Source organism: Phaeobacter sp. JH204B (assembly GCF_048055755.1).
Taxonomy (GTDB): Bacteria; Pseudomonadota; Alphaproteobacteria; order Rhodobacterales; family Rhodobacteraceae; genus Phaeobacter; species Phaeobacter bryozoorum.
This window is the reverse complement of record NZ_JAYMXF010000026.1, coordinates 179,116-190,383: the sequence shown is the minus strand read 5'-3', so window position 1 is coordinate 190,383 and position 11,268 is coordinate 179,116. Positions and strand designations below refer to the sequence as shown.

Below are 11,268 nucleotides of genomic sequence, written 5' to 3'. Positions count from 1 at the left end.
ATGACAACACGCCCCGCAAAGACGGCTCAGCGTCTGATCATCACCTGTATGAAAAACGAAGGCCCCTTCATCCTTGAATGGGTCGCCCACCACCGCGCCCTCGGGTTCGATCATATCCTGGTTTTCACCAATGACTGCGACGACGGCACTGTCGAGCTGCTCGATGCGCTGGCGGCCCGTGGCTATGTCACCCGGATGGACAACCCTTATCAGGAGATGGGCAGCGGCTATAATCCGCAGAAAGGTGCGTTGAAATTCGCAGAAGATCTTGATCTGGTCCGGGAGGCCGAGTGGGTTCTGGTCTCTGATGTGGATGAGTTCGTGAACATTCACGTTGGCGACGGCGACCTCGACAGCCTTTTTGCTGCCACCGGTGATCCAGACATGATCTCGATGCAATGGCGCCTGTTCGGCAACAGTTTCCGCGATTCCTATGAGGACGTGCTGCTGACCCAGCAGCATACCTATTGCGCGCCCAAATACTGCCCTGCCCCGATCCAGGCCTGGGGCATCAAAACCCTGTTCCGAACGCGAGGGGACCATGTCGCCGGAGGCTATGACCGCATTGGCGTCCACCGTCCGCTGAAACGGCGCATAGAGGGGATGCCGAATTGGGTGGCAGGCACGGGAAAACCGGTGCCCGAGGATATGGCCGATCAGGGCTGGCGTTTCGGCATTCGCGACCACGGCTACGACATGGTGACGCTGAACCATTACGCCGTACGCAGCACCGAAAGCTTCCTTGTCAAACGCGACCGTGGCCGGGTGAACCATGTGGAGCGCGACCAGGGGCTGGCCTATTGGATGCGCATGAACTTCAACATGGAACAGGATCTCTCCATCCAGCGCCGCCTTCCGGCAACGAAAAAGGAACTGACCCGGCTCAAACGGCTCAAGGGGATCAAGGCGCTGCATGACGCTGCGGTCACCGCCCACCGCAGCAAGATCACCGAGCTGATGGCGCGCGACGACATGAAGGCCTTCTACGAAGAGATCTCCTCGGCAAAGCTGACGCTGCTTTCACGGCATCTGAATTTCGTCTCCCGTGCCCAGTTCAACGATGGCCCGGACGCAATCTCTCCCGACCTGATACGGCGGCTGGAACAGGTGCCTGTCCTCTAGCGGCCGGAATCCCGAGGCGCGGATCCCTGCGCTACTCCGCTTTCAGGCGAAACCGCTGGATCTTGCCGGTTTCGGTTTTCGGCAGGGCGTCGATGTAGACGATATCGCGGGGGTATTTATAGGGCGCGATGGTCGCCTTGACGTGGTCCTGAAGCGCCTTGGTCAAAACATCCGACGGGCTGCTGCCCTCGGCCAGCACCACATGCGCCTGCACAATCTCTCCGCGCGCCTCATCCTTGGCGCCAATGACCGCGCATTCGGCCACCGCCTCATGCGACAGCAGCGCCGCCTCGACCTCCGGGCCTGCGATATTATACCCGGCCGAGACAATCATATCGTCATTGCGCGCCGCAAAATGCAGATAGCCATCAGCGTCCATCACGAAGCTGTCGCCGGTGATGTTCCAGCCATCGCGCACATAGCTATCCTGACGCGTATCCGCCAGATAGCGACAACCCGTCGGCCCCTTGACCGCCAGCCGGCCAACCTCGCCGCGCGGCGCCTCTTTGCCCTCCGCATCCAGCACCCGCACCTGATACCCCCGGACCGGCTTGCCAGTACAGGCCGGGCGATGATCGTCGAACCGGTTGGAGATAAAGATATGCAGCATCTCCGTCGCCCCGATCCCATCCAGCATCGGTTTGCCAGTCTGCGCCATCCAATCCTCATAAACCGGCGCGGGCAGCGTCTCGCCCGCGGAAACGGCCGCCCGCAGCGACGACAGATCGGCCCCCTCCTCCATCGCGCGCAACATCACCCTGTAGGCGGTTGGCGCGGTAAAACAGACGGTCGCCCGGTATTTCTCAATAATCTCGATGAGATTCGGCGGCGAGGCATTCTCCAGCAATGTCGCCGCCGCCCCGAACCGCAGCGGAAAAATCGCAAGCCCGCCAAGACCGAAGGTAAACGCCAGCGGCGGCGAGCCGACAAAGATATCTTCGGGCGTCACGCCCAGTACTTCCGCCGCGTAGCCATCCGCAATCATCAACAGATCACGGTGGAAATGCATGGTCGCCTTGGGCGCGCCGGTGGTGCCCGAGGTAAAGCCCAGCAGCGCCACATCGTCCCGGCCCGTGGCCACAGCCTCGAAACTCACCGGCTTTTCCAGCGCCAGCCGGTCCAGCTCGGCATCATGGTTGGAGGTGCCATCAAACCCCACAACGGACGTCAGATATGCCGAGGTCTTGGCGCAGCTCACCAGCTCCTCCATCAGCCGCGTGTCGCAGAGCGCATGGCTGATCTCAGCCTTGTCGACGATCTTGGCCAGCTCCCCCGTCCGCAGCATCGGCATGGTGTTCACAACCACCGCCCCCGCCTTGGTCGCTGCCAGCCAGCAGGCCACCATGGCCGGGTTATTGGCCGAACGGATCAGCACCCGGTTGCCCGGCTTCACCCCCAGATCCTCGACCAGAACATGGGCCAGCCGGTTGGTCCAATCGGCCAGTTCCTTGTAGGTGCGTCGCCGCCCGTTGCCGATCAGGGCGGTATGGTCGCCAAATCCCCTGGCCACCATGGCATCGGTCAGTTCGACCGCGGCATTGAGCCGCTCGGGGTAGTCGACCCCCTCCATCAGGAATTCCGGCCACTGATCTGCCGGCGGCAGGTTATCGCGGGTGAATGTGTCGATATGTGCGCTTGGTCCCAGCATCTCAGCCCCCTTTTTGAAACGCGGAAATCGCCTGACGGGCGATCACCACACGCTGCACATCCGAAGCCCCCTCGTAGATCCGCAACGCTCTGATATCGCGATAGAGTTCCTCGACCTTCTGGCCCTGCCGCACGCCGTCACCGCCATGCAGCTGTACCGCCCCGTCGATGACCTGCTGCGCCTGGTCGGTAGAAAACAGCTTTGCCATGGCGGCCTCGCGGGTGATCCGCGCCGCGCCGCTGTCCTTGGCCCAGGCAGCGCGGTAAACCAGCAGGGCGCTCGCATCCACATCCAGCGCCATATCGGCGATATGGCCCTGTACCATCTGCAAATCCGCCAGCGGCGCGCCCTGCACATGGCGCGTCGTCACCCGTGCCAGCGCCTCGTCCAGCGCCCGGCGGGCAAACCCCAGCGCAGCCGCCGCCACGGTGGAGCGGAATACATCCAGCACCGACATCGCAATCTTAAAACCGGCCCCCGCCTCCCCCAGCAGGGCGCTGCGCGGGATCCGGCAATCTGTGAACCTCAGCCTCGCCAATGGATGCGGCGCCAGTGTCTCCAGCCGCTCCACCACCTCAAACCCCGGCAGGCCCGCAGGCACCACAAAGGCCGAGAGCCCCTTCGCCCCCGGTCCCTCGCCGGTACGGGCAAACAGCGTATAGACATCGGCAATCCCGCCGTTGGAGATCCAGGTCTTCTCCCCGTTCAGAACGTAATGATCGCCATCCAGCGTCGCGGTCATGGTGGAATTGGCCACATCCGACCCCGACTGCGGCTCCGTCAGGGCAAAGGCCGCGATCGCCTTGCCCGAGCGGGTCAGCGGCAACCACTCCTGCTGCTGTGCCGCGCTGCCAAACAGGGAGATCGCCCCGGTCCCCAGCCCCTGCATCGCAAAGGCGAAATCCGCCAGACCGTCGTGCCGCGCAAGCGTTTCGCGGATCAGGCAGAGCGTGCGCACATCCAGCGCCTCTCCGGCCATGGCGCCGGAATGCTGCGTCCAGCCGCCTGCACCAAGCGCCGCAACCAGCGCCCGGCAGGCCGCGTCGGTATCGCCATGATCGATATCCGCCAGCGCCCCGGCGGCCCAGCTCTCCAGCTCCTCCGCCAGCGCCCGATGGCGTTCTTCGAAAAACGGCCAGCTCAGAAACGTCCTATCCGCCATATCGCTCCTCCCGGGACAGGGCAGCGCCTGTCATCTTTCCCCAAATACTCCCGCCGGAGGCCTCTGCGCCCTCCTCCGGCGCCGCGGTCTCCGGGGATCGGATCAATCCCCTTCAAACAGGGGTTTTTCTTTCTTCACAAAGGCCTGATAGGCGCGCTCGAAATCGGCCGTCTGCATGCAGATCGCCTGCGCCTGCGCCTCGGCTTCGATGGCCTGTTCGATCGACATCGACCATTCCTGCGCCAGCATGGTTTTGGTCATCATATGACCAAAATTCGGACCCGAAACGATCCGCTCGGCCCAGTTGCGCGCCTCAGCCATCAGCTCGTCAGCCGCCACGATACGGTTGTGAAACCCCCAGGCATGGCCCTCATCTGCGCCCATGGATCGCCCGGTATAAAGCAACTCCGCCGCCCGTCCCTGACCGATGATCCTCGGCAGGATAGCACAGGCCCCCATGTCGCAGCCCGCCAGCCCGACGCGAGTGAACAGAAAGGCCGTCTTGGCCTCGGGCGTGGCGATCCGGATATCCGAGGCCATCGCGATGATCGCACCGGCCCCGACACAGACGCCGTCCAGCGCGGCGATGATCGGCTTGCCACAATTCACCATCGCCTTGACCAGATCGCCGGTCATGCGGGTAAAGGCCAGCAGCTCCTTCATCGACATCTTCGTCAGCGGGCCAATGATATCATGCACATCGCCGCCGGAGCTGAAGTTGCCGCCGTTGGGTGCAAAAACCACCGCCTTTACGTCGTCATCATAATGCAGCTCGCGAAACCAGTCGCGCAGCTCGGCATAGCTCTCAAAGCTCAGCGGGTTCTTCCGCTCGGGCCGGTTCAGCGCAACCGTTGCGACACCCGCGTCAACAGAGCACAGAAAATACTTGGTATCCGTCGAGATCATCCCTTGCGTCCTTCATTCTCAAGCCGTTTAGCCACCTGATCCAGCGCGTCGGACAGTGTCTGCACCTCCGCCTCCTGCACGCTGTCAAACATCCGGTCGATCCAGGCCTCATGCGCGGCGGCCTGGCGGGCAAATTCCGCCACCCCCGCCTCGGTCAGCCGCACCCGGCTGGCGCGCCGGTCACCGGGCACCTTTTCACGCTGCACGTGGCCATCATCCACCAGCCGCTCGACGATGCCGGTCACATTGCCGTTGGAGACTTTAAGCACGCCGGAGAGTTCACTCATCTTCAGCCCGTCAAGATGCTGGCTCAGCGCGGCCATCACGTCAAAACGCGGCAAAGTCGTGCTGAACTCCTGCCGCAGGTTCTCGCGGATTTCGCTTTCCACGGCGCGGGTGGCCTTCAGAACCTTGAGCCACAGCCGCAGCCGGTCCTTGGAGCGGTCGGTCTGCATCAGATCTCGCCTCCGGTGATCGGCAGCGCACTGCCATTGATGGATGCGGCAGCCGTCCCGGCCAGATAGAGCGCGGCATCCGCCACCTCCTCCGGCTGGATGAACCGCCCCTGTGGATTGCCTGCACGCAGGGATTTCGCCGCGTCGTCAGCGCTCATGCCGGTGGTTGCCACAATGGTGGCGATCGACCGCTCCAGAAGCGGCGTCTCAATGAACCCCGGACAGATCGCATTCACCGTGATCCCGCTGCGCGCCAGCTCCTGCGCCAGCGCCCGTGTCAGACCGATGACCCCGTGTTTGGCCGCACAATAGCCCGCGACATAGGGGTATCCCTTTAGCCCCGCAGTGGAGGCCACGGCGATCATCCGTCCCCAGCCTCCGGCCTTCATATCGGGCAGCGCCGCCTGCCACAGGTTGAACACCCCCGACAGGTTGACGGCAAGCGCCGCTGCGAAATCGCCCTCATCCATTCTGGCAAAGGGCTTGGAAGGCGCCGCACCCGCGTTGGCAATGGCAATGGTGATCGGGCCCTGCTGTTCACGGGCCGCCGCAAGCGTCTCGCGCACCGCCTCGGCATCGGTGACATCACAGGCCAGTGGCAGGCCATCCACCTCGGCGGCGACCTCCTCCAACGGTGCCTTGCGCCGCCCCAGCAGCGTTAGCCGCGCACCCTGCGCCGCAAAGCCCCGCGCAAGGGCGGCACCCACGCCAGAGCCGCCGCCGGTGATCACCACATGTTTCCCGCAGATCTCGCTCATGCCCGGATCACCTCCGCCTCGCGGTTGGCCAGACGCCAGGCCTGATCGCGCCCGGCCTGATAGGGCAACGGCCAGTCTGCATGGCGATCACCGATCCGCGCCGCCTCATGCAGGGTCCAGTAGGGATCTGCCAGATGTGGCCGCCCGACACAGACCAGATCCGCCCGGCCGGCCATCAGGATCGAATTGGCGTGATCCGCCTCATAGATATTGCCCACCGCCATGGTTGCAATGCCCGCATCATTGCGGATCCGATCCGAAAACGGTGTCTGGAACATCCGGCCATAGACCGGCCGTGCCTCGGGTGTGGTCTGTCCGGCGGAGACGTCGATGATATCCGCGCCCGCCGCGGTGAACGCCCGCGCAATCTCGACCGCCTCTTCCGGCGTGACGCCTTCATCGCCGACCCAATCGTTGGCGGAAATACGCACGGACATCGGCTTGCTTGCAGGCCAGGCTGCCCGCATCGCCTCAAACACCTCCAGCGGGTAGCGCAGACGGTTTTCCAGCGCGCCGCCATACTCATCGGTTCGAATGTTGGATTTGGGCGAGATGAAGGATGAAATCAGATAACCATGCGCCGCGTGAAGTTCGATCATGTCAAACCCGGCGCGATCCGCCATCTGAGCTGCGGCCACGAATTGCGCCTTGATGGCCTCCATTTCCTGCGCTGTGATCTCGCGCGGGGCCGGATTATCCTCAGTCCACGCAATAGCAGAGGCCGAAACCGTCTCCCAGTTCCCCTCTGGCAGCGGCGCGTCCATGGTCTCCCAGCCCAATTGGGTGGAGCCTTTGCGGCCCGAGTGGCCGATCTGACAGCAGATCTTGGCGTCGGTCTCGCTGTGTACGAACTCCGTCAGCCGCGTCCAGGCGGCCTCATGCTCAGGCGCGTAAAGCCCCGGACAGCCGGGCGTGATCCGCCCCTGCGCCGACACACAGGTCATTTCGGTATAGACCAGCCCTGCTCCGCCCTTGGCGCGTTCGCCGTAGTGGATCAGATGCCAGTCGGTCGGGCAGCCATCCTTGGCCTTGTACTGCGCCATCGGCGACACCACGACACGGTTCTTCAACTGCATCTCCCGCAGCCGGTAGGGGGCGAACATCGGCGGGCGCACCGGGGCATCCTTGCTGGCACCCGCCCGCGTCTGGAACCATTTCTCGGCAGAGGCCAGCCAATCCGCATCCCGCAGGCGCAGGTTTTCATGGGAAATCCGCTGCGACCGGGTCAGCAGCGAATAGTTGAACTGCACCGGATCCATATCCAGATAGCGTTCCACATCCTCGAACCACTCCAGGGAGTTGCGCGCCGCCGATTGCAACCGCAGCACATCCAGCCGCCGCTCCTCCTGATAGCGGACAAAGGCCTGTTCCAACGTCGGTTCGGTGCTGATGAACTCCGCCAATGCGATGGCGCTGTCAAAGGCCAGTCGCGTGCCCGACCCGATGGAGAAATGCGCCGTGGCCGAAGCATCGCCCAGCAAGACCACGTTCTGATGATACCATGTTTCGCAAAGCACACGGGGGAAGTTGATCCAGACCGCCGAGCCCCGCAGGTGATCAGCGTTGGAAATCAGCGCGTGCCCATCCAGATGATCGACAAAAATCGCCTCGCAGGTGCGCAGGATCTCGTCCTTGCTCATCGCCTCAAAGCCCCAGTTTTCCCAGGTCTGGGCCGAGCATTCAACGATCACCGTCGCGGTGTCAGCGTCGAACTGATAGGCGTGGATCCACATCCAGCCATGCTCTGTCTTCTCAAAGATAAAGGTAAAGGCATCATCGAATTTCTGCTGTGTGCCCAACCAGATAAACTTGCAAGGGCGCACATCGACGTTTGGTTTGAAATGCGCGGCAAACTCGGTTCGCACCCGCGAATTCAGCCCGTCGCAGGCCACGACCAGATCATAATCCGCCTGATAGCTCGCGGCCGATCCGACTTCGGTTTCGAACCGCAAATCAATACCCAGTTCGCGCGCCCGCTCCTGCAGGATCACCAGCATCGCCTTGCGACCGATGCCCGCAAACCCATGCCCGCCCGACACGGTCCGCACGCCGTCATGCACCACGGCGATATCGTCCCAATAGGCGAATTTATCGCGGATCCGCTCGGCGCTGACGGGATCATTGGCGGCCAGATTGTCCAGCGCGTCATCAGACAGCACCACACCCCAACCAAAGGTATCATCGGGCTTGTTACGCTCAAAAACCGTGATTTCGGCATCCGGCTGACGCAGCTTGGTCGAAATCGCGAAATACAGGCCAGCGGGGCCGCCTCCCAGACAGGCGATTTTCATGGTGCCACTCCCCTATTGCGATCAAAGCTGAGCACAGGATAAGCGCACGGCAATAAATTTCAAGCTTAAACTTTTAAACTTGAAGCTTTCGCCAGACCTGCAGGAGATCCGCGTTAAGGGAATATTCATCTCCGCCCTGCGATACTGGCAAGAGCATGACTCTTGCCCCGGTTTTCTCGGACGCCATCGACATGGGCGCGGGAAACCCAAGCTATTCAGCCATAATTTCCCGATAAGTTTCAAGTGGATAAGCCCCACAATTGATGTAGAGAACTTGTCTCAAACGGGTCATCTGATCTCCCGCAAAACCACAATTAATTCAATGTTTTCAGATAGATAAAATAACTTGAACAACAGGGGTGACGCTGTGGATAAGTTGGGGGACAGTTTGGGCATTCTCAACCCAAACGAGACACCCTGCCGGGACATTCAGAACCGACAAAAATATCGAGATAAGTCAAGTTTGGAAGGTATTAACAAAATGTTAAAGAGTAAATTCGATTGCGCAGTCACGATTCATCAAGAGCAAACCAGAGCCACCAGCCAGACCCGTTACCTACGGCTATCCACAACACACCTATAGGATGTATCCCCTGACCTGATCCTCAGTCAAAAAAACCGCGCAGCCTCGGCTGCGCGGTCCCAGTGCAGACTATGGTGCGAAGGATCCCGGCTCAGAGCTCTCGCAGATATTGCATCACTGCCGGACGCACCGTTTGCTCGCCTCGGTGGCGTGCGTCGGCAATGATTTTGCGAATAGCATTCAGATCCACCCGCATCAGCAGCGATTTGACCGGGCCAACCGAGGCAGGTCGCATCGACAGCACCCGCAACCCCATCGCCGCAAGGCAGACCGCCTCAATCGGGCGCCCGGCGTCCTCGCCGCAAAAGCTGAGCGGAGTCCCGGAAATCTCGCAACGCTCAACGATTTGCGCGATAAAGCTCAGGTAGCTCACGTTCAATGTGTCGTAACGCTTGCGCACCCTCTCGTTTTCACGGTCCGCAGCAAAGAAAAACTGCTTGAGGTCATTGCCGCCGATCGACAGGAATTCGACCTCGTCGAAAAACTTCTGCGGCGCAAAGGCCAGCGACGGGGTTTCCAGCATGGCCCCGACTTCCAGTTTTTCCGGCAGCGGATGCCCGAGGCGCCGTTCGCGTTCCAGCGTCTTGGCGACCTCGGCCTTGGCGGCGCGGAACTCCTCGAACTGCGCCACAAACGGGAACATGACCGTCAGCGGACGCCCGTTGGCGGCGCGCATCAGCGCCTGCAACTGCATCCGCATCACACCGGGCTTGTCGAGACCAACCCGGATCGCCCGCCAGCCAAGTGCCGGATTCGGTTCATCGGTCGGCTTCATATAGGGCAGCACCTTGTCCGACCCGATGTCCAGCGTGCGGAACACCACCCGCTTGCCGCCAGCCGCATCCAACACCCGCTGATACAGCGCCACCAGTTCGGATCGTTTCGGCATCTGGTTGCGGACCAGAAACTGCAATTCGGTTCGGAACAGCCCGACGCCTTCGGCACCGGAGTTTTCCAGCGACGGCAAATCGGCCATCAGCCCGGCGTTCATCAGCAGGTTCACACGTGTGCCGTCGCGGGTCAGCGCCTGTTTGTCACGGATCGAGGCATAGCGTTCCTGCGCCTTGGCCTGCATCGCGATCTTGTCGCGAAAGGCCCCCACAACGGTGTCATCCGGCCGCAGATGTACCACACCCTGCTCCCCGTCCACCATGATATGGTCGCCGTTCAGCGCCTCGGTGGTGATGCGTTTGGTGTGAACCACCAGCGGAATGGCCAGCGCGCGGGCAATGATCGCCGCATGAGAGCCGACAGAGCCTTCCTCCAGCACGATGCCACGCAGGTTGCGGCCATATTCCAGCAGCTCACCGGGGCCGATGTTCCGTGCAATCAGCACCGGGTCCTCGGGCAGCTCTGCACCGGTTTCACGGCCCTGCCCGGTCAAAATCCGTAGCAGCCGGTTGGACAGATCATCCAGATCGCTCAGCCGCTCGCGCAGATAGGCATCCTGCACCTGCCCCATGCGCGCCCGCGCCTGGGACTGCTCTTTCTCCACCGCCGCCTCGGCACTCAGACCGCGGCCGATGTCCTCTTCCATCCGCCGCATCCACCCTTTGGAATTGGCGAACATCCGGTAGGCTTCCAGCACCTGCAACTGTTCCTTGTCACCGGTCTGGGAGACCTCCAGCATCTTGTCGACGCCGACCCGCAGCTCCTCGACCGATTCATGCAGGCGCTCAAGCTCGCGGTGCGGGTCATCGGCAATCGGATTGGTCACAACAACGCGCGGCTCATGCAGCCAGACGTGGCCTTCAACGGCGCCTTCCTGCGCGATGGTTCCCCGCAGCAGAACCGGTTGCTGGTGCAGGGGCGACAGCGCCGCGCCCTCGCCAACAAAGGCGCCAAGCTCGGTCATTTCGGCAATCACCATCGCCACCACTTCCAGCGCATAGACCGCATCGGCGGAGAATTCGCGCGCGTCCTTGGACTGCACCACCAGCACGCCCAGCATCTCGCCAAGCCGCTGAATCGGCACCCCCAGGAAAGAGGCATAACGCTCCTCCCCGGTTTCCGGCATATAGCGGAACCCCTTGGCGTTGGGGGCATCCGGGGTGTTGACCACCTTGCCATAGCGCGCCACACGGCCCACCAGCCCCTCGCCGATCCGCATACGGGTCTGGTGTACGGATTCAACGTTCAGACCCTGAGTCGCGCAGAGCTCAAGCGTCTCCTCGTCCCGGAACAGATAGACCGAGCACACCTCGCTGCGCATGCTATCGGCGATCAGCTGGGTGATCTTGTCCAGCCGGGCCTGACCGGCATCATCACCGGCCATCGCCTCGCGCAAGCGCATCAACAGATTGCGACTTTCGGATTCGGTCGTCTTTACCATGGGGGCCGTTC

8 protein-coding genes are annotated in these 11,268 nt (G+C 62.1%); 1 reads left to right on the top strand and 7 read right to left on the bottom strand.

Translation table 11 applies throughout. The features are described from left to right. The gene (locus VXL81_RS14955) at window positions 1-1,122 is read left to right on the top strand and encodes a glycosyltransferase family 2 protein (RefSeq protein ID WP_416554907.1); all 1,122 of its coding nucleotides are present in this window, start codon (window positions 1-3) and stop codon (window positions 1,120-1,122) included. A gap of 31 nt (window positions 1,123-1,153) precedes the next feature. On the opposite strand, the gene VXL81_RS14950 is transcribed toward VXL81_RS14955, so the two are convergent. The 7 genes from VXL81_RS14950 to ptsP form a co-directional block, all read right to left on the bottom strand. After that, a complete protein-coding gene (locus VXL81_RS14950) occupies window positions 1,154-2,770 on the bottom strand; it encodes an AMP-binding protein (RefSeq protein ID WP_416554905.1) in 1,617 nt (538 codons plus the stop codon). A 1-nt stretch (window position 2,771) separates the two neighbouring features. Continuing rightward, window positions 2,772-3,932: an acyl-CoA dehydrogenase family protein gene (locus VXL81_RS14945; protein WP_416554903.1), complete on the bottom strand. Its 1,161-nt coding sequence runs from the start codon at window positions 3,930-3,932 to the stop codon at window positions 2,772-2,774. 102 nt (window positions 3,933-4,034) lie between these two features. Beyond that, window positions 4,035-4,838, bottom strand: coding sequence for an enoyl-CoA hydratase family protein (locus VXL81_RS14940; protein ID WP_416554901.1), 804 nt, complete (start codon window positions 4,836-4,838; stop codon window positions 4,035-4,037). Then, complete coding sequence (locus tag VXL81_RS14935; RefSeq protein ID WP_260104930.1) at window positions 4,835-5,293, bottom strand: MarR family winged helix-turn-helix transcriptional regulator; 459 nt, start codon at window positions 5,291-5,293, stop codon at window positions 4,835-4,837. The genes VXL81_RS14940 and VXL81_RS14935 overlap by 4 nt, the downstream gene beginning before the upstream one ends. Continuing rightward, window positions 5,293-6,051: an SDR family NAD(P)-dependent oxidoreductase gene (locus VXL81_RS14930; protein WP_416554899.1), complete on the bottom strand. Its 759-nt coding sequence runs from the start codon at window positions 6,049-6,051 to the stop codon at window positions 5,293-5,295. The genes VXL81_RS14935 and VXL81_RS14930 overlap by 1 nt, the downstream gene beginning before the upstream one ends. Next, window positions 6,048-8,342 (bottom strand): bifunctional salicylyl-CoA 5-hydroxylase/oxidoreductase, encoded by a 2,295-nt coding sequence (locus tag VXL81_RS14925; RefSeq protein ID WP_416554896.1) that lies wholly within the window; start codon window positions 8,340-8,342, stop codon window positions 6,048-6,050. The genes VXL81_RS14930 and VXL81_RS14925 overlap by 4 nt, the downstream gene beginning before the upstream one ends. A gap of 674 nt (window positions 8,343-9,016) precedes the next feature. Further along, window positions 9,017-11,257, bottom strand: a complete 2,241-nt coding sequence (ptsP, locus tag VXL81_RS14920) for a phosphoenolpyruvate--protein phosphotransferase (RefSeq protein WP_340546109.1) — start codon at window positions 11,255-11,257, stop codon at window positions 9,017-9,019. Between the last annotated feature and the right edge of the window lie 11 nt (window positions 11,258-11,268).

What these genes read in the sequence shown, in the direction of transcription:
- VXL81_RS14935 (WP_260104930.1), bottom strand. Translation starts at nt 5,293, where the DNA reads ATGCAGACCGACCGCTCCAAGGACCGGCTGCGGCTGTGGCTCAAGGTT.
- ptsP (WP_340546109.1), bottom strand. Translation starts at nt 11,257, where the DNA reads ATGGTAAAGACGACCGAATCCGAAAGTCGCAATCTGTTGATGCGCTTG.
- VXL81_RS14925 (WP_416554896.1), bottom strand. Translation starts at nt 8,342, where the DNA reads ATGAAAATCGCCTGTCTGGGAGGCGGCCCCGCTGGCCTGTATTTCGCG.
- VXL81_RS14955 (WP_416554907.1), top strand. Translation starts at nt 1, where the DNA reads ATGACAACACGCCCCGCAAAGACGGCTCAGCGTCTGATCATCACCTGT.
- VXL81_RS14930 (WP_416554899.1), bottom strand. Translation starts at nt 6,051, where the DNA reads ATGAGCGAGATCTGCGGGAAACATGTGGTGATCACCGGCGGCGGCTCT.
- VXL81_RS14950 (WP_416554905.1), bottom strand. Translation starts at nt 2,770, where the DNA reads ATGCTGGGACCAAGCGCACATATCGACACATTCACCCGCGATAACCTG.
- VXL81_RS14940 (WP_416554901.1), bottom strand. Translation starts at nt 4,838, where the DNA reads ATGATCTCGACGGATACCAAGTATTTTCTGTGCTCTGTTGACGCGGGT.
- VXL81_RS14945 (WP_416554903.1), bottom strand. Translation starts at nt 3,932, where the DNA reads ATGGCGGATAGGACGTTTCTGAGCTGGCCGTTTTTCGAAGAACGCCAT.